The sequence below is a fragment of the Frigoribacterium sp. 9N genome, assembly GCF_902506305.1.
Lineage (GTDB): Bacteria > Actinomycetota > Actinomycetes > Actinomycetales > Microbacteriaceae > Frigoribacterium.
Genome location: NZ_LR733392.1, coordinates 607837 through 631751 on the forward strand (window position 1 = coordinate 607837; position 23915 = coordinate 631751).

The following is a 23915-nucleotide window of genomic DNA, read 5'->3' on the forward strand; positions in this document are numbered from 1 at the left end:
CGGCACCCCGGGGGCTCGCGGCCCCCGCGGGTCGCCCGGGGACGATGCGCAGCCCGCTCATCGACTGATCACAGTCGGTTCATAGGAACCACTCGATACTTGGAGAGGTGACCACAACGACCCCCGCCACCGCCTCGGCCCCCCGCCTCACCCGTGCCGACGGAACGCCCCTCCGAGTCCTCGTCGTCGACGACGAGAACAGTCTCACCGACCTGCTCTCGATGGCCCTCCGCTACGAGGGATGGGACGTCAAGGCGGCCTCCGACGGTCAGGCGGCCCTCGCCACGGCGCGCGAGTTCAAGCCCGACGCGATCGTGCTCGACTGGATGCTGCCCGACATCGACGGCATCCAGGTGCTGGGTCGACTGCGGTCGAGCGGTGACGACACCCCGATCCTGTTCCTCACCGCGAAGGACAGCGTCGAGGACCGCGTGTCGGGTCTCACCGCCGGGGGCGACGACTACGTCACCAAGCCGTTCTCGCTCGAAGAGGTCGTGGCCCGGCTGCGCGGCCTGATCCGCCGGTCGGCCTCGGCCATCAGCGAGGCGGGCGACTCGCGCATCGTCGTCGGCGACCTCGTGCTCGACGAGGAGAGCTACGAGGTGACGCGCGCCGGTCGCGAGATCGAGCTGACCGCCACCGAGTTCGAGCTGCTGCGCTTCCTGATGCGCAACCCCCGCCGCGTGCTGAGCAAGGCGCAGATCCTCGACCGGGTCTGGAGCTACGACTTCGGCGGCAAGTCGAGCGTCGTCGAGATCTACATCTCGTACCTGCGCAAGAAGATCGACGTCGGCGAAGAGCCGATGATCCACACCGTGCGCGGCGTCGGTTACGTGATCAAGCCCACGTCGTGAGCGATGCCCTGCCCGCCCGGGTGGGCTCGCGCCTCCGGGGCCTGGTGGGCCGGGCGCCCGGTCTCGCCGGGCCGCTCACGCTGCGCAACCGCCTGATCCTCAGCATCGTCGCGCTCGTGGTGCTGCTGACCATCGTGATCGGCTCGGTCAGCGTGTTCGTGCTCCAGGCGTCGCTCATGCGTCAGCTCGACGACGAGCTCGAGGGGGCGACGGGCCGCTCCGTGCCCATGGTGAACGCGCAGGGCTCGACGAGCCGGCCCTACCTGACGCCCGACGGCGACGACCTCTCGGGCCCGCGGCAGTCGCCCGGCACCTTCACGGCCGTCGTCGTGAACGGGACGGTCGTGGCGGCGTACCAGGTCGAGCAGTCGGGTCGGGTCGTCACGCCGCGCCTGACCGACGACCTCACCTCGGTCGTGACGACGGTCGCCGGCTCGACCGCGCCCGAGTCCGTCTCGCTCGGGTCGGCGCTGGGTTCGTACCGGGTGGAGTCGCTCGCGGTCGGCTATCAGACGACCACCACGTCGGGCTCCCTCGCCACCACGCCGGCGTACCTCGTCGTCGGTCTGCCGACGAGCAACGTCGACCGCACCATCACCGTCATGGTGGTCACGATCCTCGCGGTGACCCTCATCGGCCTCGCGGTCGCGATCGCGATCGCCTACGGGGTCGTGCGGAGCGCCCTCCGCCCGCTCGAGCGCATGTCCGACACGGCACTGCGGGTCGCCGAACTGCCGCTCGACCGCGGCGAGGTGGCCCTCGCGGAACGCGTCGACGAGGCCGACGCCGACACCCGCACCGAGGTCGGCCGCGTCGGCGCCTCGCTCAACCGCATGCTGGGCCACGTGGCCGGGGCCCTCGAGGCCCGTCAGCAGAGCGAGAACAAGGTGCGGCAGTTCGTGGCCGACGCCTCGCACGAGCTGCGCACCCCGCTCGCGTCGGTCCGCGGCTACGCCGAGCTGACCCGCCGCATGAACACCGGACTGCCCGACGACGTGGTCTACGCCATGGGCCGCATCGAGTCGGAGTCGCTGCGGATGACCTCGCTCGTCGAGGACCTCCTGCTGCTCGCCCGCCTCGACGAGGGTCGCGACCTCGTCACGGGCGACGTCGACCTGACCAGGGTCGTGCTCGACACGGTCAACGACGCCCACGTGGCCGGACCCACGCACGACGTCGACGTGTACGTGCCCGACGAGCCGGTGACCGTGTCGGGCGACGCCATGCGCCTCCACCAGATCGTCGCCAACCTGTTGACCAACGTGCGCACCCACACGCCCGACGGCACCCACGTGCACGTCTCGCTCACGGTCGACGACACGTCGGGGGAGGCCGTCGTCTCGGTCGCCGACGACGGACCGGGCATCGACCCGGCCGTGCTGCCCGTGCTGTTCGAACGGTTCGCCCGCGCCGACAGCTCGCGATCGCGGAAGGCCGGCTCCACGGGTCTCGGCCTCGCGATCGTCCAGGCCGTCGTCCACTCCCACGGCGGCACCGTCGACGTCGCGAGCTCGGCCGGGGGAGCGACCTTCACCGTCCGCCTGCCGCTCGCGACGCCCGCGGGCGCACCCCATCGCGAAGCCGAGGAGGCGCGACTTGCGTGAGCGCGCCTCCTGCGTCTACTCTGTACGAAGCCCAAGACCGCCGGTTGTAGTCGTCTGCTCGCAGACGGGTGCCGAAGGTTCTCGAGAGAGAGCGACCAGCGCAGGTGTGTGAAGTCGTTCCTCTTCTCGAAGAGATCCAGCTCCGTGCGCTTGCGCCGGAGCTTTTTTCATTGGTGCGGCGCCGGTCTCGGCGCGGCCGAGTCGAGTTCCCGGGGGCTGCCGGCACACCCACGTTTTAGGAGAGCCATGGCGAACAAGGAAGCATCGGTCGCCGAGCTCACGGACAACTTCCGTGACTCGACCGCCGTCCTGCTCACCGAGTACCGCGGTCTCACTGTTGCCGAGCTGAAAGAGCTCCGCAAGTCCATCAGTGCAGACGCGACGTACGCCGTGGTGAAGAACACGCTCAGCAAGATCGCGGCCAACAACGCCGGAATCAGCTCGTTCGACGACGAACTCGTCGGACCGTCTGCGATCGCCTTCGTGCACGGTGACCCTGTCGCCGTCGCCAAGAGCCTGCGTGACTTCGCCAAGGCACACCCCGCTCTGATCGTGAAGAACGGTTACTTCGACGGTAACCCGCTCACGGCAGACGAGGTCAAGCAGCTCGCCGATCTCGAGTCCCGAGAGGTGCTGCTGGGCAAACTGGCCGGCGCCTTCAAGGCTTCGCTGTTCGGTGCTGCCTACCTGTTCCAGGCACCGCTGTCCCAGGCCGTTCGCACGGTCGAGGCGCTGCGTGCCAAGCAGGAAGCCGACAGCTAAACAGCTGTCGTACCAACCCACACTTTAGAAAACCCATAAGGAGAACACCATGGCGAAGCTCACGCAGGACGAACTGATCGAGGCCTTCAAGGAGCTCACGCTCATCGAGCTCAGCGACTTCGTGAAGAAGTTCGAAGAGGTCTTCGAGGTCACCGCTGCTGCCCCCGTGGCCGCTGCCGGTGCCGCCGGCCCCGCCGCCGCCGCTGAAGAGGTCGAAGAGCAGACCGCTTTCGACGTCGTCCTCGAGGCTGCCGGCGACAAGAAGATCCAGGTCATCAAAGAGGTCCGCGCGCTCACGAGCCTCGGTCTCGGCGAGGCCAAGGCCGTCGTCGACGGTGCCCCCAGCACCGTCCTCGAGGGTGCCACGAAGGACGCCGCCGAGAAGGCCAAGGCTCAGCTCGAGGCCGCCGGCGCGACGATCACCCTCAAGTAGTCGGCGGGCCCTCGCGGCCCCCTGCGCTTGAGCGGCACGTCTGCTCAGCACCACATGGAAGGCGCCACCCCTCGGGGTGGCGCCTTCTGGCGTCTCCGCTGCGACCCGCCGACCGTGCGGAGAGCCGGGTCAGGAGGCGCGGGCCAGGACCGAGTGTCGGCGGCCGTACCCGAGGTACACCGCGGTGCCCACGACCATCCAGACGGCGAAGGCCGCCCAGGTGACCCACCCGAGGGTCACCATGAGCAGCACGCAGAAGGCACAGCCGAGGACCGGGGTCAGCGGGTAGAGCGGCACCTTGTAGGTGCGGTCGAGCTCCGGGCGGTTGCGGCGCAGCCAGATGACCGACACGTTGACCAGGGCGAAGGCGAAGAGCGTGCCGATGCTCGTCGCGTCGGCCAGGGCGCCCAGGGGGATCACCGCCGCCGCGACGGCCACGGCTCCGCCGACGATCAGGGTGCCGGCGACGGGGGTCTGCGTGCGCGCCGAGACGCGGCCGAGGACGCGGGGCACGAGGCCGTCGCGGGCCATCGAGACGAAGATGCGCGTCTGACCGTAGAGCACCGTCAACACGACGCTCGCGATCGCCGCCACGGCGGTGACGGCGAAGAGGAAGGCGACCCACGGCTGTCCCGTGATGTCGGCGACGATCGTGACGAGGGTCGCCTCGCCGTCGGTGAAGGTGGTCCACGGGCGCGCACCGATAGCGGCGACGGCCACCAGGATGTAGAGCACCGTGATGATCACGATCGAGGCGATGATGGCGCGCGGCAGGTCGCGCTTCGCGTCGCGGGCCTCTTCGCCGGCCGTGGACGCCGCGTCGAAGCCGATGTACGAGAAGAACAGGCGCGAGGCCGCCGCCGAGACGCCGGCCGCGCCCATCGGTGCCAGCGGCTCGAAGTTCCCGGCGCGGAAGGCCGTGAAGGCGACGGCGACGAAGAACACGAGCAGCGCCACCTTGACGACGACGAGCAGGGTGTTGACCCAGGCGCTCTCGCGCGCGCCGGGAACGAGCACGAGGGTGGCGAGCAGGACGAGGACCGCGGCGGGCAGGTTGAGGACGCCGCCGGCGCCCGGGGGCTCGGCGATCGCGGCCGGCAGGGCGAGCCCGAACACGTCGAGGGCCTCGTTCACGTACTGCCCCGCCCCGACGGCGACGGCCGCGACCGAGACGGCGTACTCGAGCACGAGGCACCACCCGCAGACCCACGCGATGCCCTCGCCGAGCGTCGCGTACGCGTACGAGTAGCTCGACCCCGACACGGGCACGCTGCCCGCCATCTCGGCGTACGACAGGGCCGACAGCAGGGCCGCGACGCCCGCGAGGACGAACGAGATCCAGACGGCGGGGCCGGCCAGCGGGACGGCGGTGCCCAGCACGACCAGGATGCCCGTGCCGAGGGTCGCCCCGATGCTGATCGCCGTGAGGTGCCAGACGCCCAGGGTGCGTCGCAGACGGGGGCCGCCGTCGGCGGATGCTGCGCTCTCGGCGACGTAGGCCTCGAGGGGTTTGCGCGCCCTCAGCTGGGCGAGGAGGGACGGACGGGACGTGACGCGGGACTCGTGGGGCACCGCGAGAGGTTACCCCACGGCCGGCACCGCGCCTCCTCGTCCCTAGTCGTCGAGGTCGAGGCCGAGCTGCTTGACGCGGGTCATCGCCTCGCGCCGCGACGACGCCTGCAGCTTGCGGTAGATGCTGCGGACGTGGCTCTTGACGGTGTTGACCGAGATGAACAGCTGGCTGCCGATCTGGCCGAGGGTCTGACCGGTGGCCAGGTGCCGGACGATCACGAGCTCGCGGTCGCTCAGCGGCTCGGCGAGCTGCGGCACGACGTCGGCCGTGGTCCCGCGCAGGCGGTCGAGCACCCCGACGATGGCGGCCGGCTGACGACGGCCGACGGCGCGCTGCACGAGGTGGTCGAGGACGTCCTCCGGCAGGGTGGCGAAGAGCCAGATCGACCCGTTGTGACCCGCGCTCAGCAGGGCCTGGTCGAAGGCGAGGTCGCTGCGCGCGGCGTCGCCGAGGGCGAGGTGTGCGGCCGCCTGGAGGGCGTGCACCTGGCCCATCGTTCGCTCGCTGTGCAGGTCGCCGATGGCGAGGCACGGTTCGAGCGCCTCGAGGGCGGCCTCGGGTTCACCGGCGGCGAGGTGCACGAGGGCGAGCACGCGACCGGGACAGCGGATGTGGTGGTGCGACGACGTCACCGACGACGCGAGTCGACGGGCCTCGTGCGGCTGACCGAGCAGGCGCATGGTCTCGGCCCGCAACACCGTGGCCGAGTCGGTGAGGGCGCTGTGCCCGGTGAACCCGTCGATGGTGCGGGTGATCCGCGCCAGCAGGTCGAGCACCTCGATGTAGCGGCTCTCGGACAGCAGCACGTGCGCTTCGGCGAACAGGCCGAGCGCCTCCCAGTCGCTGCCGCGCGACGCCTGCCGCACGTCGGCGAGCAGGCCCTCGTGGCCGCTCACGGCCTCGCCGCGTTCGAGGGCGAGGTGCACGCGCGTGATCTGGGTGAGGGCCCCGAACGAGCTCCCCAGCAGGTCGGTGCCGTCGGCGAGCTCGCGGGCGAGGTCGACGTGGCGGTCGGCGAGGTCGAAGTCGCCGATCAGCATCGCGACGAAGGCGAGCGCCGAGAGGCACTCGACCCGCTCGGCGGTGCTGAGGTGGTCCTCGCCGAGACCGTTCGCGAGGCTCAGGGCGAAGCGGGCCTGGTCGATCTCGCCGTAGTGCAGCCGGATGAGGCCGAGCTGCAACGAGAAGGAGGCGCTGAGCGAGATGCGCACGCTGATCGACTCGGCGAGGTCGTTCTCGATGAGGGTCCGGGCGACCTCGAGGTGCTCGTGGGCCACGACGAAGTTGCCGAGGGTGCGCAGCGACGCCCCGAGGTGCACGTGGTAGCCCGCCCGGATGTCGAGCGGCAGGTCGGGGTCGGCGTCGAGCGCCTTGGCGACGCCGCGGAACCAGGGCAGCGCCGCACTGCGCGAGCGGGAGCCGACCGAGCGGTGGCTCGCCGCCAGGGCGAGCAGGATGCGGGGTCGGCCGCGCCATTCCTCTTCGGGCGTCGAGCGGATGGCCTCGCGCAGACGCGCTCCCTGCAAGGGGGCGATCTGGGTCCAGCCCTGCTCGATGGCATCGAGAGCGGCCCGGTGGTCGGCGGGCTGCAGTTCGGCACTCGGCGGTTCGACGGCCGTGGGGTTCGACGTGTTCACGATGGTCCTAGCTCGGCCGCTTCGGGAGGCTCGCCCGTCGGGTAGGGAGAACGCGGCTGCCGGAGCCTGGTCAGGTGCACCGACACCGCCATACTAAACTGAGTGTTCATTACGCCGTATGGTCTGTCGGGCATTGCGCCCACAACTGGGGGACGAACGGTCGTTCTACGGCGTGTCGCGGCGTCGGCGTCCGACGGTGGGCCACTCGTGACGGGGGTCGGGCCTACGCTGACCGCATGAGTTCGATGCACGCCCCCGCAGGCGGTCCCCGGGGCGGAGGCCGACCGGGCGGGTCCGGCCGGGTCTCGAGCGGCGACGCCGAGGCCCAGCGTGCGGCGAACGCCACCGCGCCGCGCATCCCCGACCTGTTCCGTCGCATCCGCGGCCTGTTCGCCCCGCACCGGCGAGCCCTCGTCGTCACCGTCGTGCTCGTCCTGATCGGGGCCGCCGTCAGCGTGGCTCCACCGCTGCTCACCAAGCAGGCGTTCGACCGGGGGTTGTTCCCCCAGGGCGGTCCCGACGTGCCCGTGCTGCTCGAACTCGTGGGCGCCATGGTGGGACTCTGGGTGCTGTCCGCCGGCATCGGCGTCTGGCAGACGTACCTGACCGCCACGGTCGGCAACAAGGTGATGGGTGCGTTGCGCATCCGCCTCTTCGGCCACCTGCAGCGCATGGAGCTCGCGTTCTTCACCCGCACCAAGACCGGGGTCATCCAGTCCCGCCTGCAGAACGACGTCGGCGGCGTCGCGAACGTGCTGAGCAACACCATCTCGAGCGTCCTCGGCAACACGGTCACGGTCATCGCGGCCTTCGTGTCCATGCTCGTGCTCAGCTGGCAGATGACCGTCGTCACGGTCGTCCTGCTGCCGCTGCTGGTGGTGGCCCAGCGACGGGTGGGCCAGGTGCGCGCCCGCATCGCCACCAAGACGCAGGAGTCGCTCAGCGACATGACCGCCATCACGCAGGAGGCACTGAGCGTCAGCGGCATCCTGTTGGCGAAGAGCTTCAACCAGCAGCGCGCCGAGGTCGAGCGCTACTCGGCCGAGAACCGCACCCAGATCGGGTTGCAGGTGCGTCAGCAGATGAGCGGGCAGTGGTTCTTCGCCGTCGTCCAGATCTTCCTCTCGGTCATCCCCGCCCTCATCTACCTGGTCGCGGCCTGGCTGATCCTCCGTGACGTGCCCGTGACGGCGGGCACGATCGTGGCCTTCACCACGGTGCAGGCCCGCTTGACCTTCCCGCTCATGGGGCTGCTGCGGGTGGCCCTCGACCTGCAGACCTCCGGAGCGCTGTTCGCCCGCATCTTCGAGTACCTCGACCTCCACCCGGCGATCACGAACGACCCCTCGGCCGAGCCGGTCGACGAGACGCAGCTCGGCCGGGTCGAGTTCGACGACGTCTCGTTCTCGTACCCCGACGCCGAGCCCGGGCAGAAGACCCTCGACGGCGTCTCGTTCGACATCGCACCGGGTCAGTTCGCCGCCTTCGTCGGCCCGAGCGGTGCGGGCAAGACGACCGTCTCGTACCTGATCCCTCGGTTCTACGAGGCGTCCGGCGGAGCGGTCCGCTTCGCCGGCACCGACGTCCGGCGCCTCGACCAAGAATCGCTGGTCGGCAACATCGGCATCGTCAGCCAGGAGACCTACCTCTTCCATGCCAGTATCGGCGACAACCTCCGGTACGCGCGACCCGACGCGACCGACGAACAGCTGGTCGACGCAGCCCGGCAGGCGAACATCCACGAGACCATCGCGTCGTTCCCCGACGGTTACGACACGATCGTGGGCGAGCGGGGCTATCGCCTCTCGGGCGGCGAGAAACAACGCATCGCCATCGCTCGCGTCCTGTTGAAGGACCCCGCCGTCATGGTCCTCGACGAGGCGACGAGCGCCCTCGACACGGTGTCCGAGCGCGTGGTGCAAGAGGCCCTCGACACGGCGACCCGTGGCCGGACGACGATCGCCATCGCGCACCGGCTCTCGACCGTGCGCGACGCGGACGTCGTGTTCGTCGTGGTGGCCGGTCGCGTCGTCGAGCGGGGGACGCACGACGAGCTGCTCGCCCTGGGCGGGGTGTACGCCGAGCTCTACGGGCAGCAGGTGTCGTCGTAGCGCTGCGGTGTCCTGTCAGCCGCGCTCGACGAGCATCGCCTGCATGGCGTCGACCTCGCTCTGCTGCGTCTGCAGCATGCCCGAGGCGAAGGCCCGCACCTGCGGCACCTCGCTGCGCGCCAGGACGGCGTCGGCCATCTCGATGCCGCCCTCGTGGTGCGCGATCATCAGGGTCAGGAAGATCCGCTCGGCCTCGACGCCGTTCGCGGAGTCCAGGGACGCGAGCTGCTCGTCGGTCGCCAGCCCCGGCATGCGGCCGCCGGGTTCGTGGGTGGCGACGGGCGTGGCCGAGCCGCCCGCGCCTCCGTCGTCGGTCATGTGGTGGCTGCCGTAGTCCCCGTCGAGGGTCGGTCGGGTCATCCAGGTCATGGTCGGCTCCGAGGGTGCCTGCGGCAGGCGCCACAGCTCGAGCCAGGCGTACATCTGACCGGCCTGCTGCGACTGCGTGAGGGCCATGTCGTAGGCCAACGAGCGGACCGCGGGGTCGTCGGTCCGGTCGCGGACCATCATCGCCATCTGCACGGCCTGCTCGTGGTGCACCTGCATGTCGCGCGAGAACCCCGCCTCGACGCTGTCCGTGCCGGGCGTGACGGGGGTGGGCGAGCTGAGCCGCCCGAGCGCGACGCCGACCAGCAGCACGATCGCCACGGTCAGGACCCCCGCGATCACCAGCCTCAGCCGACGACCCGAGGAGGCGCGGTGCGGCCCCGCCCCGTCGGTCGCGTCAACGTCGTGCCCCGGTGCCGTCACGCGATCTTGCCGGTGCCGTCCACGCCGCCGCTGCACGGTGCACCGGGCTCGGGGGCGTTCGTGGACTTCCAGTACTTGGTGACGAAGTCGGACACGGTGGCCTCGTCGTCGGCCACGTTCGCGAAGGGCAACTGGGCGCCCCAGGCCGAGACGTACATGGGGGAGTCGAGGCCCTCGTAGGGCGAGACGACCGCGTACGTGTCGGGGGCGAAGTCGCGCAGCGCCTCGATCTCGCCCTCGCTGACCTGCTCGGGGTCGTAGGTGAACCAGACGGCGCCGTGCTCGAGGTCGTGGACGGCGTTCTCGTTCGGCACGGGCTCGGTGTAGACGCCGCAGTTCAGCCAGATCTGGTTGTGGTCGCCGCCCGCGGGAGGGGTCATCGCGTAGTCGACGCTGCCGCCGACGTGGTTCGCGGTGAGGTCGGAGTAGGTCTTCACGCCGTCGATCTCGATGGCCTGGGGGTCCTGCCGCGGCTGGCCGCTCGTCACGACGAAGGTGATGACCAGCGCGATCGCCGCCGCGCCCGCGACCGAGGCGGTGACGATGCCGATGGTGCGGTTGCGCTTCGCCCGGGCCTGTTGCCGCTTGAGCTCGGCCACCTTCTCGTGACGCCGGGCGTCTCGCTGCTGCTTGACGGTGGGTTTGTCGGTCGGCTTGTCGCTGCTGGCCACGGGGGTCCTCTGGGGTCGGGGAGGTGGTCGGGACGCACCCGATCGTGGATGCGTCACCCATTTTCTCTCACGGCTGCCTGGGAGGCGCGTGCCAGCCGGTCGGGCCCGCCGACCCTCCGTCACACGCCACGACCCCGTCGTTAGACTCGACGAACGGGTCCGGCGGGGACGCCCCGACCGACCCGACCACCCGAGTCGTCGACCTGCGCGCGCCCCACGAGGGCCCCGCGAGAACCGGAGCACCCGTGAAGTACGCCGAGACCGTCCTCGACCTGATCGGTGACACGCCGCTCGTCAAGCTGAACAAGGTGACCGAGGGCATCACGGCGACCGTGCTCGTCAAGGTCGAGTACGTCAACCCGGGTGGTTCGTCGAAGGACCGCATCGCGACGCGCATCATCGACGCGGCCGAGCGCGACGGGCTGCTCGGGCCCGGGGGCACCATCGTCGAGCCGACCAGCGGCAACACCGGGGTGGGCCTCGCCCTCGTCGCCCAGCAGCGCGGCTACCGCTGCGTCTTCGTCCTGCCCGACAAGGTCGGCGAGGACAAGCGCAACGTGCTCAAGGCCTACGGCGCCGAGATCGTCGTCACGCCGACCGCCGTCGAGCCGACCAGCCCCGAGTCCTACTACAGCGTCTCCGACCGCCTCGCGCGCGAGATCCCCGGGGCGTTCAAGCCGAACCAGTACGCCAACCCCAACGGGCCGCTCAGCCACTACGAGACGACGGGCCCCGAGATCTGGCGCGACACCGACGGCCGCATCACGCACTTCGTCGCGGGCGTGGGCACCGGCGGCACCATCAGCGGTACCGGCCGCTACCTCAAAGAGGTGTCCGGAGGCGCGGTGCAGGTCGTCGGCGCCGATCCCGAGGGCAGCGTCTACAGCGGGGGCACCGGCCGTCCCTATCTGCTCGAGGGCGTCGGCGAGGACTTCTGGCCGGCCGCTTACGACCCCTCGGTCGTCGACCGCATCATCGCCGCGGACGACGCCCGTTCGTTCGAGCTGACCCGGCGCCTCGCCCGCGAGGAGGGACTGCTGGTCGGCGGCTCGTCCGGCCTGGCCGTCGCGGCCGCCCTCGACGTGGCCCGCGAGCTCGGCCCCGACGACGTCGTCGTCGCCCTGCTGCCCGACGGCGGGCGCGGCTACCTCGGCAAGATCTTCAACGACGCGTGGATGCGCTCGTACGGCTTCGGCGTCAGTCACGACGAGCGGTCGGTCCGCGACCTGATCGCCTCCAAGACCGGGCAGCTGCCCGACCTCGTCCACGCCCACCCGTCCGACACCGTCCACGACGTGATCGGCATCATGAAGACCTACGGCGTCTCGCAGATGCCCGTGCTATCGGCCGAGCCCCCGGTCGTCATCGGCGAGGTCGTCGGTGCCATCGAGGAGAAGGCGTTGCTCGAGGCCATCTTCCGCGGGGGCGCGACCATGGGCGACGCCGTCTCGGCGTACCTCGGCGACCCCCTGCCCCTGATCGGCGTGAACGAACCCGTCTCGGCGGCCCGGTCCGCGCTCGAGTCCGTCGACGCCCTGCTCGTCACCGACGACGGCCGCCCGGTCGGCGTCGTCACCCGCCAGGACGTCCTCTCCTTCCTGTCCTCCTGAGCGGCCGGGGCGGCACCGTCACCCGGCGGCCCGGCCCGCGCCTCCTCGTCCCCCTCCGTCTGCACCACCCGTCCCCCTCGAAAGGACATCCCATGACCCACGGCTTCTCGACCAGGGCGATCCACGCCGGCCAGGACTTCGACCCCACGACCGGTGCCGTCGTCCCCCCGATCTACCAGTCGTCCACGTTCGTCCAGGACGGCATCGGCGGGTTCCGCGGCGGCTACGAGTACGCGCGCTCGGCGAACCCGACGCGCGACTCGCTGCAGACCCTGCTCGCCGACCTCGAAGGCGGCAGCGCCGCGTTCAGCTTCGCCTCGGGGCTGTCGGCCGAGGACGCGCTGCTGCGTTCGGTCCTGGCACCCGGCACGCGCATCGTCATGGGCAACGACGTCTACGGCGGCACGCACCGCCTCGTCAACCGGGTGTGGGTGCCCTGGGGCGTCACGCTCGACACCGTCGAGATGAGCGACCTCGACGCCGTGCGTGCCGCGGTCCAGGCCGCCCCGACGGCCGTGCTCTGGGTCGAGACCCCGAGCAACCCGCTGATGAAGATCAGCGACATCGCGGCGCTCGCCGAGATCGGGCACGCGGCCGGGGCCGTCGTCGTCGTCGACAACACGTTCGCGTCGCCGTACCTGCAGCAGCCCCTCGCGCTGGGGGCCGACGCGGTCGTCCACTCGACGACGAAGTACATCGGCGGTCACTCGGACGTCGTGGGCGGGGCCGTCGTCGTGCGCGACGACGAGCTCGCCGCGAAGGTCGGCTTCGTCCAGTTCGGCGTCGGTGCCGTGTCGGCGCCGATGGAGGCGTGGCTCACGGTGCGCGGCATCAAGACGCTCGGCGTGCGCGTCGACCGCCACTCGTCGAACGCCCTCGCCATCGCCCGGGCCCTCGAGGGGCACGCGGCGGTCGAGCGCGTCTACTACCCGGGGCTCGAGTCCCACCCGGGCCACGAACTCGCCGCCCGGCAGATGCGGGCGTTCGGCGGCATGCTCTCGGTGCAGCTGAGCGCGGGTGCCGCCGCGGCCCGACGGTTCGCCGAATCGACCGAGCTGTTCCAGCTGGCCGAGTCGCTCGGCGGCGTCGAGTCGCTGATCGGCTACCCGAGCGAGATGACCCATGCCTCGGTGCGCGGCACCGAGCTCGAGGTGCCCGACTCGATCGTGCGGCTGTCGGTCGGCATCGAGGACGTCGACGACCTGCTCGGCGACGTCACGCAGGCGCTCGCCCGCCTCGACGCGTAGGCGACCTCGCGAGAGACGACGGAGGCGCGGTGCGGGTGGTCCCGCACCGCGCCTCCGTCACGTGGCCACGTCGAGCGCGTCCATCAGGGACGGGCCCCGGTCAGAGCCCGGCCTCGACCGCCGGGCTGACGGCGTTGGGGCCACCCAGCACGACCAGGCCGTCGGTGCCGAGCTTCGTCAGGGCGGTGCGCACGCTGACGGGCAGCGCGTCGGGTCGTGTGAGCAGGACGGGACCGCCCAGCCGGCCCGCGGTCGGTGCTCCGGCGAGCGCGTCGGGGAAGTTCACACCCGTCGAGACGAACGCCACGTCGGAACCGGCGGGGTAGCCGGCGGCGGCGATGACGGCCGAGGTGTCGAAACGGTCGGCACCCGAGAGCCGCGACGTGGGCGCGACGGCCCGGAGCTGGGCGATGACCGATTCTCCCACCGCGTTGACCCCGCCGAGCACGACGATGCGGGCAGGGGCCAGCCGGGTGAGCTCGGTCGAGACCGTCTGCGGCAGGGCGTCGGGCCGCGTGAGCAGCATCGGGCCCTTGTCGGGGCCGCCGGCCAGGGCTGCACCCGAGAGGGCGTCGGGGAAGTCCAGGCCGGTCGCGACGTAGGCCGTCCCGCCCCGACCCTTCGGGAAGGTCGTGCTCGAGATCGTCGCAGACGTGTCGAATCGGTCCGCACCCGAGACGCGGGTGACGCCGGGGGCGCCGGTCGTCGCGATCTGGGAGAGCTGCTGACGCACCGTGTCGGAGACCGCGGCCACGCCGCCCAGGACGACGACGCGTTGCGGGCGGAGCTCGGCGAGTTGGGCGCGGGTCGCGTCGGGCAGGGTGTCGGGGTAGGTCAGGAGGACCGGAGCGCCCCGGTAGCCGGCGGCCGCGCCCCCGGCGAGGGCGTCGGGGTAGGTGCTGCGCGACGCGACGTAGACCAGGGGGATCGAGGCCTTGGTCGGGGCGTTGCCGTTCACGACGACCGGTGGGGTGAAGGCGCTGGCGGCGATGGTCGCCGCGGTGGCGAAGGCGTCGGCTCCCGAGAGACGGCCCACGGCCGGGGTGGTCGGTCGGGTGAGGGCCGCGAGGTCGGCCTCGGTGCCGTTGAACACGTCCTGGTCACCGGGGTAGGGCGAGTCCTCGGTCTGGGACCACTGCCAGAACGTCCAGGTCGCGAAGGACGAGGTCGGCGGGGCGACCGGGGTGTTCGTGGTCGCCGTCGGGTAGTACGCGACGAAGAGGCGGTCCTTCGGGAACGCCGAGCTGTTGCCCGTGCACGAGCTCCAGAAGTCCTGGTTGGTGTAGATCAGCGGTTGGACGCCCTGCTGGGCGACGACGGTGCCGATCCACGACTGGATCCAGGTGACCATCTCGGACTGCGACAGCCCCCAGCAGCGTCCACCCTGCTTGGTGGGGTTGGTCGACACCTCGACGTCGAGCACCGGGGGCAGCATGCCGGGTCTCCAGGCCGTGGCGTTGTCGAGGAAGAACTGCGCCTGCGGTGCCCCGGACGAGTAGAAGGGCAACGCGTAGTGGTAGAAACCGGCCGTCAGCCCCGCCGCCTGCGCGCCGGCGAACTGGGCGGAACGGTAGCGGTTGGTGCTGCCGGTGGGGTTGCCGTTCGTGTAGGTGCCGGGCACGCCCTCGGAGGCCTTGACGAACGTGAAGCGGGCACCCGCCGAACGCGCGGCGGCGAAGTCGGGGGACGGCTGGTACGAGCTGACGTCGAAGCCGGGCACGCCACGAGGAGGCGAGACGGCCGCGGCGCGCGAGAGGCGTTCGTCGGCCCCGTCCCGGGTGCCGCCCGATGCCCCCATCTCGTGGTCGGAACCCGCGTCCTGCTGGGCGAGCGTCGGGGACGAGGTCGAACCGGCGGTGACGGGAGCCGCGACGGCGACCGTGGTCGTCCCGAGCCCGAGGACGACGCCGAGGGCGACCGTCAGGGCGAGACCGCGGACGGACCCGGCACGGTGAGAAGAAGTGGACACGAGAGAGACCCCCAGACGCAGGCGACGCCCCTCGCCGCCTGAGGGCGATCCTAGGGGAGGGGGTGCCGTCGGTGGCTCGGCCTAGGCTGACGACATGACCGACGCCGCCGCCGTGAGCACCCGCCCCGAGGGCGTGCTCAGCGGTCGGTACCGGCTGGCCACCCTCGGCATGTGCGCCCTGATCGGCATCGCGGCGTTCGAGTCGCTCGCGGTCACGACGATCATGCCGATCATCAGCCGTGAGCTCGACGGCGAAGCGCTCTACTCGCTCAGCTTCGCGGCGCCCCTCGCGTCCGGCCTGGTCGGCATGGTGGCGGCGGGCAACTGGGCCGACCGCAGCGGGCCGCGCGTCGTGGTCATCGCCTCGATGCTGCTGTTCGCCGTCGGGCTGCTCGTCGTCGGCACCGCGCCCGACATGGTCGTGCTGCTGGTCGGCCGTCTGGTGCAGGGCGTCGGCTCCGGCGCGGTCATCGTCGGCCTCTACGTCATGGTCGCCCGGCTCTACCCGCCGGGCCTGCATCCGTCGATCTTCGCGGGGTTCGCCGCGGCCTGGGTCGTCCCGGGTCTCGTCGGGCCACTCGTCGCGGGCGTCGTGGCCGAGACGGTGGGCTGGCACTGGGTCTTCCTCGGTGCACTCGGCCTCGCCGTGCCCGCGTTCTTCGCCGTCCTGCCGAGCCTCCGTCGCGTCCCTCCGCCCGTGGTGGCGGAGGGTGGGCGGCGCGTGCCCTGGAGCATCGGTCGCATCCTCTGGTCGGTCGGCGCGGCCCTCGGCGTGCTGGCCCTCAACCTGGTCTCCGAGTTCCCGACCTGGTTGACCGTCGTCGTCATCGTGGTGGCGGTGGTCGTGCTCGCCGTGGCGCTCAGGCCCCTGTTGCCGCCGGGCACGCTGCGCGCCGCGCCGGGGCTGCCCACCCTGGTGCTGCTGCGTGGTCTCGTGGGGGCGGCGTTCCTCGGCAGCGAGGTCTACATCCCGTACATGCTCTCGGCCGAATACGACTTCAGCGCCTCGGCCTCCGGCGTGACGCTGACCCTGGGGGCGCTCGGCTGGGCGTTCGCGAGCTGGGTGCAGGGCAGGCTCGGCGACCGGGTGGCCCAGCGCGACGGCATCCGCATCGGCATCGTCCTCGTGCTCCTCGGCGTCGTGGTCGCCGCGCTGACCCCCCTGTTCCACCTGCCCCCGGCCTTCCTCATTGCCACCTGGGCCGTCGCGGGATTCGGCATGGGGTTCATGTACCCGCGCTTCTCGGTGCTCGTCCTCGCGCTGTCGACCGAGTCCGAGCGCGGGTTCAACAGTTCGGCGTTGACCATCGCCGACTCCACCGGTTCGGCCGTCGCGCTGGCCTTGACCGGCGCCGCGTTCGGGGTGCTCGGCGGCGCGTCCAGCCCCCTCGCCTTCGTCGCCTGCTTCGCCGTCGGCACGGGCGTCGCGGTGCTCGCGCTCGCCCTGAGCGGCCGCGCGGTGCCCCGGGGACGGTGACCGCGCCTCCTGCCCGCCGATGGTGCCGCCGCTCCACCGATGCCGGTACCGGCGCCGGGCATCGCGGCGGGGCGGTGACCCCCGTCCGGGACGTCGGCGACCTCCGGGGAATGCATAATGGTCTCCGGACGACGATGTGTACGGTCACATCGCCCGGTCACAGAGCGACGGAGCGACGGTGAAGCCTGACATCGACAAGGTGCGTGCTCCCAACATCCGCGACGTGGCCGCTCTCGCGGGGGTCTCGTACCAGACCGTCTCGCGCGTGCTCAACGACAGTCCGAGCATCCGGCCGAGCACGCGGCAGAAGGTGCTCGACGTCATCGACGAGATCGGCTACCGACCGAACCAGGCCGCGCGGGCACTGGTCACCAGCCGGTCGAAGGCGATCGGCGTGCTCACCCTGCAGAACGTCCACTTCGGTCCGCAGACGATCGTCAACGCCATCGAGGTCGCGGCCCGGACGGCCGGCTACCGGCTGAGCATCGCGAGCACGACCACGGTGTCGGACGACGTCCGGGCGAGCCTGCAGTTGCTCACCAACCAGGCCGTCGAGGCGATCATCGTCATCGCCCCGCAACGCAAGTTCTTCGACGTGATCGACGAGCTCGACCTCGACGTCCCCATCGTCGCGCTCGACTCGACGCAGCGGGCCCGGGCGCACAGCCTCTCGGTCGACCAGTTCGAAGGCGCGCGCCTCGCCACCCGGCACCTGATCGACCTCGGCCACCGGCACATCGTGCACGTCGCCGGACCCCAGGACTGGATCGAGGCCGACGAGCGGATGCAGGGCTTCCTCTTCGAGATGGGCGAGGCCGAGTTGTCCATCGAGCCGCCCATCCTCGGCGACCTGACCGCCGACTTCGGCTACACGGCCGGGCAGGAGCTGCTGCGTCGCCGCGACTTCACCGCCGTGTTCTCGGCCAACGACCTGATGGCCGTGGGGTTGCTGCACGCCTTCCGCGAGGCCGACGTCGACGTACCCCGCGAGGTCAGCGTCGTCGGCTTCGACGACTCGCCGACCGCACCGCACCTGTGGCCGCCGCTCACGACGGTGCGTCAGGACTTCGCCCTGATCGGCCGACGAGCCGTCGAACTCGTCGTGGCCGAGCTCGAGGGCGGCACGGTCGTCGACCGCACCCTGATCCCTCCGGAACTGGTGGTGCGCGGGTCGACCTCGCGCCCCTGGTTCCTCTGACGGCCCGTCACCGCACGGCAGGACGAGCCGTCAGGAGGCGCGGCGCGCGTCGGTCGGCCCGCGTTCGATAACGGATCGGCATCGGCATTTGACAGCACACCCTCTCGGGATTAGCTTTGCTCCAGTCGCAGTGTGAACGGTCACATTCGGCGGGTCCGGCCCCTTCGCCAGGCTCGACGGACGGCCCGGCACGGCGGCGACGAATCACAGGATGCCCGTCGGTGCACATCACCGGCGGACGACGACGAGGTCGAAGGTCGAGGACGACGTGCCCAGTGCCGTGACGCAGAGCGAACAGCTCGCGAGCAGCCACATCCCCGGGGGTGCCCCGCATGGGCGTTGACTCTCCCGTCATCCTCGAGATGCGCTCCATCACGAAGGAGTTCCCGGGCGTCAAGGCGCTCGACGACGTGTCGATGCAGGTCCGCGCCGGTGAGGTGCACGCGATCTGCGGCGAGAACGGCGCCGGCAAGTCGACGCTGATGAAGGTCCTCTCGGGTGTCTACCCGTTCGGCACCTACACGGGCGACATCGTCTACCAGGGTGCCGAGATGCGCTTCCGCGACATCCGCTCGAGCGAGTCGCAGGGCATCGTCATCATCCACCAGGAGCTGGCACTGATCCCCGAGCTCTCGATCACCGAGAACATCTTCCTCGGCAACGAGCCGACCCGCTTCGGGGCCATCGACTGGCGCGCGGCGAAGACGAAGGCCATCGACCTGCTCGCCCGCGTCGGCCTCAAGGACGACCCCGACACCGCCATCAAGAACCTCGGCGTCGGCAAGCAGCAGCTCGTCGAGATCGCCAAGGCGCTGAACAAGAACGTCAAGCTGCTGATCCTCGACGAGCCGACCGCGGCCCTCAACGAGGCCGACTCGCAGCACCTGCTCGACCTCATCCGCGGCCTCAAGGGTCGCGGCATCTCGTCGATCATGATCAGCCACAAGCTCAACGAGATCGAGGCCATCGCCGACTCCATCACGATCATCCGTGACGGCAAGACCATCGAGACGCTCGACGTGAAAGAGGACGGCGTCAACGAGGACCGCATCATCCGCGGCATGGTCGGCCGCAACCTGGCCAGCCGTTTCCCCGATCGCACCCCGAAGATCGGCGAGGTCTTCTTCGAGGTCAAGGACTGGTGGGTGCGCCACCCGCAGACGGCCGAACGCTTCGTCTGCAAGGGCTCGTCCATCACCGTGCGCAAGGGCGAGATCGTCGGCCTGGCCGGCCTGATGGGCGCCGGTCGCACCGAACTCGCGATGAGCATCTTCGGTCGCTCGTACGGTCAGTTCGTCTCGGGCGAGATCGTCAAGGACGGCCGCAAGATCGAGATAAAGAACGTCTCGGACGCGATCGACAACGGCCTGGCCTACGTCTCCGAAGACCGGAAGGTGCTGGGGCTCAACCTGCTCGACGACATCAAGCGCTCGACGGTCGCGGCCAAGCTCACCAAGATCTCGAAGGCCTCCGTGGTCAACACCTACGAAGAGCACTCGATCGCCGAGGACTACCGGAAGAGCCTGCGCGTCAAGACCCCCACGGTCGACGAAGGGGTCGCCAAGTTGTCCGGCGGCAACCAGCAGAAGGTCGTCCTGGCGAAGTGGATGTTCACCGACCCCGACCTGCTCATCCTCGACGAGCCCACGCGAGGCATCGACGTGGGCGCCAAGTTCGAGATCTACAACATCATCAACCAGCTCGCGGCCCAGGGCAAAGGCGTGATCGTCATCTCGTCCGAACTGCCCGAGCTGCTGGGGCTCTCCGATCGCATCTACACGATCTTCGAGGGTTCCGTCACGAACGAGATCGAGGCCTCCGAGGCCGACGCCGAGACGCTCATGCGAACCATGACCTCGAAGAAGAAGGAGCAAGCCGCATGAGTGGCATCAAAGACCTGAAGAAGGTGTTCGGCGGCAACACGTCGAACGCGCGCCAGTTCGGCATGATCGCGACGCTCGTCGTGGCCATCCTGATCTTCCAGGTGCTGACCGACGGGCTCACCCTGCAGCCCACGAACCTCATCGCCCTGGTCAGCCAGTACTCGTACATCCTGATCCTCGCCATCGGCATGGTGATGGTCATCGTGGCCGGTCACATCGACCTCTCGGTCGGTTCGGTCGCCGCCTTCAGCGGCATCGTCGTCGCCAAGGCGATGGACAGCTGGGGTCTTCCGTGGGGTGCCGCGATCCTGCTCGGCCTCGTGGTCGGCGTGGTCATCGGCGCCTGGCAGGGCTTCTGGGTCGCCTACGTCGGCGTCCCCGCCTTCATCGTGACGCTGGCCGGCATGCTGCTCTTCCGCGGTGCCAACCAGTTCGTCGGCAACGCCGACACCATCCCGGTCCCCGAGGGATTCACGGTCATCGGCGCGGGTTACCTCCCCGAGTTCGGTCCGAACACCGGCTACAACAACGCGACCCTGCTGCTCGGCCTCGTCATCATCGTCGCCGTGGTCTACAACGAGTTCCGCCTGCGTCGCATCCAGCAGAAGATGGGCTCCGAGCGGGCTCCCCTCTGGGTCAGCGCCGTCAAGCTGGTCGTGCTGGTCGCGATCATCGCCTACGCCGCGACGCTGTTCGCCGGCGGCCGCGTCGGGACGTCGTTCCCGATCTCGGGCATCATCCTCGGCGTGCTCGTCCTGGTCTACGGCTTCGTCACGCAGAACACGATCTTCGGTCGGCACATCTACGCGGTGGGTGGCAACTCGCACGCCGCCGAGCTCTCGGGCGTCAAGGCGAAGCGCATCAACTTCTTCGTCATGATGAACATGTCCGTGCTCGCCGCCCTGGCCGGCATGATCTACGTCGCCCGTGCCGGTGCCTCCGGCCCGCAGGACGGCCTCAACTGGGAGCTCGACGCCATCGCCTCGGTCTTCATCGGTGGCGCCGCCGTCGCCGGCGGCATCGGCACGGTGACCGGCTCGATCGTCGGTGGTTTCGTTATCGCCGTGCTGAACAACGGCCTGCAGCTCATGGGCGTCGGCTCCGACAAGGTGCAGATGATCAAGGGCCTCGTGCTCCTGATCGCTGTCGCGGTCGACGTCTACAACAAGAGCCAGGGTCGTCCGTCCATCACCGGGTTCCTCACCCGGGGCCTGCGTCGCGACAAGAACGGCATCGCGGCCTCCGACCTGCCCCCGGGCGCCCAGAACGGCGTCGGTCGCGACGCCGAGACGACCGAGCCCGCCCTCACCCCGAACGGCGACATCTCGGACGTGCAGCGTCCCAAGGCCACGACGCCCAACTAGACCCACCACCCGCGCGCCCGTCCATCGACGGCCGGGCGCGCCTCCACCGGGAGTCCGCACCGCGGGCGACCACACGGCATCACCCCTCACAACGAGAAAGTAGACACAGCATGCGCAAACTCGCGCTGACGACCTTCGCGGTCGCCGCAGCAACGACGCTGATCCTGAGCGGCTGCTCGAACTCGGCCCGCACCGACGCGGGTTCGGGCGACGCGGCCTCGGGCTTCGAGTCCGGCTCGACCATCGGCGTGGCCCTGCCGGCCAAGACGAGCGAGAACTGGGTCCTCGCCGGCGACCTGTTCACCAAGGACCTCACCGACGCCGGGTTCAAGCCCGACGTGCAGTACGCGGCCGCCAGCGGCACCGTGGCCAACCAGCAGGACGAGATCCAGTCCATGGTCACCAAGGGCGCGAAGGTCATCATCATCGGCGCGGCCGACGGTGGCCAGCTCGGCACCCAGGTCAAGGCCGCCCACGACGCCGGCGCCGTGGTCATCGCCTACGACCGCCTGATCCTCAACACCGAGGACGTCGACTACTACGTCGCGTACGACAACTTCAAGGTCGGCGAGCTCCAGGGCCAGGCCCTGCTCGACGGCATGGCCGCGAAGAAGGCCGACGGCCCCTACAACGTCGAGCTGTTCTCCGGCTCGTCGGACGACGCCAACTCGAAGGTCTTCTTCGACGGCGCGATGAGCGTCCTGCAGCCGAAGATCGACGACGGCACCCTCGTCGTCGCCTCGGGCCAGACCGACATCAAGCAGACGGCGACCGACGGCTGGAAGCCCGAGAACGCCCAGCGTCGCATGGACTCGCTGCTCACCAGCACCTACGGTGACAAGGAGCTCGACGGCGTCCTGAGCCCGAACGACACCCTGGCCCGCGCCATCATCACCTCGGTGAAGCAGGCCGGCAAGGACATCCCGACCGTCACCGGTCAGGACTCCGAGGTCGAGTCGGTCAAGTCGATCATGGCCGGCGAGCAGTACTCGACCATCAACAAGGACACCCGCAACCTCGTGAAGCAGGCCGTCGCGATGGTCAGCTCGCTCAGCAAGGGCGACAAGGCCGAGACGAACGACGACGAGTCGTACGACAACGGCAGCAAGGTCGTCCCGGCCTACCTGCTGCCCCCGCAGATCGTGACCAAGGACAACGCCGCCGAGGCGTACGCCAACGACACGACGCTCGAGCCGCTCACCAAGTAGCACTCCCGCTGCCCTCGGGCAGCACCGGCACCGGCCGGGCACCCCGCACGGGGTGCCCGGCCGTCGTCGTCGGCGGGCGGTATCGTGCGTCCGTGGACACCGACCGACGAGCGCAGGAGGCGCGGGCCGCGTCCGCGACGCCGGTCACCGTCGAGTCGCTGCTCGCCTCGCCCCGGTCCCGCTACGTCGGCCGCCCCGCCGACGGCCCGGCCCCGGCCCCGACCACGGGCCCCGAGTCGCACGACGCCGTCACCGTGCGCGCCCACCTCGGCATCGTGGGCGACCGCTACTTCAACGCCCCGGCGCACCGCGGGGCCTCGGTCACCCTGTTCGCCGCCGAGCAGCTCGGGCACCTGGCCCGCGAGCTCGGTCTGCCCGAGGGCACGGTGCTCGACGCCGCCCTGACGCGTCGCAACGTGGTCGTGCGCGGCATCGACGTCGACGCCCTCGTGGGTCGCGAGTTCGACCTCGACACGGGCGACGGCCCGGTGTCGTTCCGCGCGAACCGGGCGGCGAACCCGTGCGCGTGGATGGACGTGGTGTTCGGCGCGGGGGCCTTCCGCGCGCTCCGGGGCCGCGGGGGAGTGCGATGCGAACCGCTCACCGACGGGGTGCTGCGCGTGGGGCCGGGACTGCTGCGCGCCTCCTAGGCGGCTGGGCGGCCCGCCGAGCCGTCGGAACGGGGAGCGCTGCGGGTCAACCCCACCAGGTGGGCAGCATGAGGTTCATGGTGTCGAGCAGGGCGCGGCGGCTCGTCCGCTTGCCGCCGAGCCAGGCCTCGACGGCTCCCACGAGCCCGTGTGCCAGGTGGCCGGCGGCGATGTGCACCGCGAGCCCCTCGGGGAGGCTGCCGGCGGGCAGGCCGGCGAGGTGCTGCACGCTCGACTCCTCGAAGTGGCGGGCCAGCGCCTGGTGGATCGACGCGTCGAGCGGGTCGGGCAGGGCGAGACGGTAGATCTCGCGGTACCGCACGACGTGGTCGACGACCTTCTCCATCGCACGCCGCGTCGCGTCGGGGCCGTCGGCCCGGCCGTCGAGCCGCAGCGCGTGGTCCTCGTCGCGGATCGCGTCGAGCTCGGGGGTGAGCACCGCGGTGAGCAGGCTGCCGGGCGAGGTCGCGTGGCTGTAGAACGTCGCGCGGTTGATCCCCGCGGCCCGGGTGACGTCGGCGACCGAGATGCTCGACACGGGCCGGGTCGAGGCGAGCTCGACGACGGCGGCGTGCAGTGCCTTCGTGGTCTGGACGATGCGCGCGTCGACCATGGACGTTCCTCCTCGGGTGCTCGGACGGGACGATCGCGTCCGAGGCCAGGTCGAGCCTAGACCGGGCCGACGCGCCGACACGGCACGGCGCGAGCCGCCGAGGCGGAAGGGCTGTCGCGGGGGTGCACGGCGGGGTTAGGCTGAGAACCGACGGGTGTCGTGCAGCGACGCCGTGCCCCTCCCTCCTCCCACCCCCTCCGATCTCGTGGTGGTCGTGCGCGACGGCCGGGTCGCATCGATTCGAGCCGCGAGCCGGCCTCGTCGTCGTGGCCGCGGCTCCTCGCGTGCCCCGATCCGTGAC

The 23915-nt window shown here is 70.6% G+C and carries 19 protein-coding genes; 13 read left to right on the plus strand and 6 right to left on the minus strand.

The features are described from left to right. Positions 1 to 95: 95 nt before the first annotated feature. From ARTHRO9V_RS06005 to rplL, 4 genes are all read left to right on the plus strand, one after another. Complete coding sequence (locus tag ARTHRO9V_RS06005; protein WP_056046521.1) at positions 96 to 854, plus strand: response regulator transcription factor; 759 nt, start codon at positions 96 to 98, stop codon at positions 852 to 854. After that, positions 851 to 2458, plus strand: coding sequence for a HAMP domain-containing sensor histidine kinase (locus ARTHRO9V_RS06010; protein ID WP_159826115.1), 1608 nt, complete (start codon positions 851 to 853; stop codon positions 2456 to 2458). The genes ARTHRO9V_RS06005 and ARTHRO9V_RS06010 overlap by 4 nt, the downstream gene beginning before the upstream one ends. Positions 2459 to 2704: 246 nt before the next feature. Then, the gene (gene rplJ / locus ARTHRO9V_RS06015; RefSeq protein WP_043592926.1) at positions 2705 to 3220 is read left to right on the plus strand and encodes a 50S ribosomal protein L10; all 516 of its coding nucleotides are present in this window, start codon (positions 2705 to 2707) and stop codon (positions 3218 to 3220) included. 49 nt (positions 3221 to 3269) lie between these two features. Continuing rightward, positions 3270 to 3653, plus strand: coding sequence for a 50S ribosomal protein L7/L12 (gene rplL / locus ARTHRO9V_RS06020; protein WP_056046519.1), 384 nt, complete (start codon positions 3270 to 3272; stop codon positions 3651 to 3653). Between the two features lie 129 nt (positions 3654 to 3782). Here rplL and ARTHRO9V_RS06025 read toward each other — a convergent pair whose 3' ends face one another. Beyond that, the gene (locus ARTHRO9V_RS06025) at positions 3783 to 5225 is read right to left on the minus strand and encodes an APC family permease (RefSeq protein WP_159826117.1); all 1443 of its coding nucleotides are present in this window, start codon (positions 5223 to 5225) and stop codon (positions 3783 to 3785) included. Positions 5226 to 5267: 42 nt separating this feature from the next. After that, positions 5268 to 6863, minus strand: a complete 1596-nt coding sequence (locus ARTHRO9V_RS06030) for a LuxR C-terminal-related transcriptional regulator (protein ID WP_159826119.1) — start codon at positions 6861 to 6863, stop codon at positions 5268 to 5270. A 236-nt stretch (positions 6864 to 7099) separates the two neighbouring features. Between ARTHRO9V_RS06030 and ARTHRO9V_RS06035 the strand changes: the two genes are divergently transcribed. Beyond that, on the plus strand, positions 7100 to 8974 hold the full coding sequence (locus tag ARTHRO9V_RS06035; RefSeq protein WP_123570508.1) for an ABC transporter ATP-binding protein: 1875 nt from the start codon (positions 7100 to 7102) through the stop codon (positions 8972 to 8974). A 15-nt stretch (positions 8975 to 8989) separates the two neighbouring features. Here the strand turns inward: ARTHRO9V_RS06035 and ARTHRO9V_RS06040 are convergent, their stop codons facing one another. After that, on the minus strand, positions 8990 to 9643 hold the full coding sequence (locus ARTHRO9V_RS06040) for a DUF305 domain-containing protein (protein WP_236556944.1): 654 nt from the start codon (positions 9641 to 9643) through the stop codon (positions 8990 to 8992). A 77-nt stretch (positions 9644 to 9720) separates the two neighbouring features. Further along, positions 9721 to 10395 carry a DUF3105 domain-containing protein gene (locus ARTHRO9V_RS06045; RefSeq protein ID WP_159826123.1) on the minus strand — a complete coding sequence of 225 codons (675 nt, stop codon included), beginning with the start codon at positions 10393 to 10395 and terminating at the stop codon, positions 9721 to 9723. Positions 10396 to 10640: 245 nt separating this feature from the next. On the opposite strand from ARTHRO9V_RS06045, the gene ARTHRO9V_RS06050 reads away from it, so the two are divergent. Further along, a complete protein-coding gene (locus ARTHRO9V_RS06050; protein ID WP_056046509.1) occupies positions 10641 to 12005 on the plus strand; it encodes a cystathionine beta-synthase in 1365 nt (454 codons plus the stop codon). Positions 12006 to 12097: 92 nt separating this feature from the next. Beyond that, a complete protein-coding gene (locus tag ARTHRO9V_RS06055) occupies positions 12098 to 13252 on the plus strand; it encodes a cystathionine gamma-synthase (protein ID WP_056046507.1) in 1155 nt (384 codons plus the stop codon). Between the two features lie 100 nt (positions 13253 to 13352). On the opposite strand, the gene ARTHRO9V_RS06060 is transcribed toward ARTHRO9V_RS06055, so the two are convergent. Continuing rightward, entirely contained in the window at positions 13353 to 15221 is a 1869-nt protein-coding gene (locus tag ARTHRO9V_RS06060; RefSeq protein WP_159826125.1) for a cell wall-binding repeat-containing protein, read from the minus strand. Positions 15222 to 15315: 94 nt separating this feature from the next. Between ARTHRO9V_RS06060 and ARTHRO9V_RS06065 the strand changes: the two genes are divergently transcribed. From ARTHRO9V_RS06065 to ARTHRO9V_RS06090, 6 genes are all read left to right on the plus strand, one after another. After that, positions 15316 to 16698: an MFS transporter gene (locus ARTHRO9V_RS06065; RefSeq protein WP_159826127.1), complete on the plus strand. Its 1383-nt coding sequence runs from the start codon at positions 15316 to 15318 to the stop codon at positions 16696 to 16698. 178 nt (positions 16699 to 16876) lie between these two features. Continuing rightward, on the plus strand, positions 16877 to 17896 hold the full coding sequence (locus ARTHRO9V_RS06070) for a LacI family DNA-binding transcriptional regulator (RefSeq protein ID WP_233568360.1): 1020 nt from the start codon (positions 16877 to 16879) through the stop codon (positions 17894 to 17896). A 332-nt stretch (positions 17897 to 18228) separates the two neighbouring features. Beyond that, positions 18229 to 19779 (plus strand): multiple monosaccharide ABC transporter ATP-binding protein, encoded by a 1551-nt coding sequence (gene mmsA / locus ARTHRO9V_RS06075; RefSeq protein WP_056046505.1) that lies wholly within the window; start codon positions 18229 to 18231, stop codon positions 19777 to 19779. Then, a complete protein-coding gene (mmsB, locus tag ARTHRO9V_RS06080) occupies positions 19776 to 21143 on the plus strand; it encodes a multiple monosaccharide ABC transporter permease (RefSeq protein WP_043592911.1) in 1368 nt (455 codons plus the stop codon). Before mmsA ends, mmsB begins: the two co-directional genes overlap by 4 nt. 110 nt (positions 21144 to 21253) lie before the next feature. Beyond that, positions 21254 to 22351 (plus strand): sugar-binding protein, encoded by a 1098-nt coding sequence (locus ARTHRO9V_RS06085; protein ID WP_056046504.1) that lies wholly within the window; start codon positions 21254 to 21256, stop codon positions 22349 to 22351. Between the two features lie 92 nt (positions 22352 to 22443). Continuing rightward, complete coding sequence (locus ARTHRO9V_RS06090; RefSeq protein WP_236556945.1) at positions 22444 to 23001, plus strand: MOSC domain-containing protein; 558 nt, start codon at positions 22444 to 22446, stop codon at positions 22999 to 23001. Positions 23002 to 23047: 46 nt separating this feature from the next. Here ARTHRO9V_RS06090 and ARTHRO9V_RS06095 read toward each other — a convergent pair whose 3' ends face one another. Beyond that, positions 23048 to 23614 carry a TetR/AcrR family transcriptional regulator gene (locus tag ARTHRO9V_RS06095; protein WP_043592905.1) on the minus strand — a complete coding sequence of 189 codons (567 nt, stop codon included), beginning with the start codon at positions 23612 to 23614 and terminating at the stop codon, positions 23048 to 23050. Between the last annotated feature and the right edge of the window lie 301 nt (positions 23615 to 23915).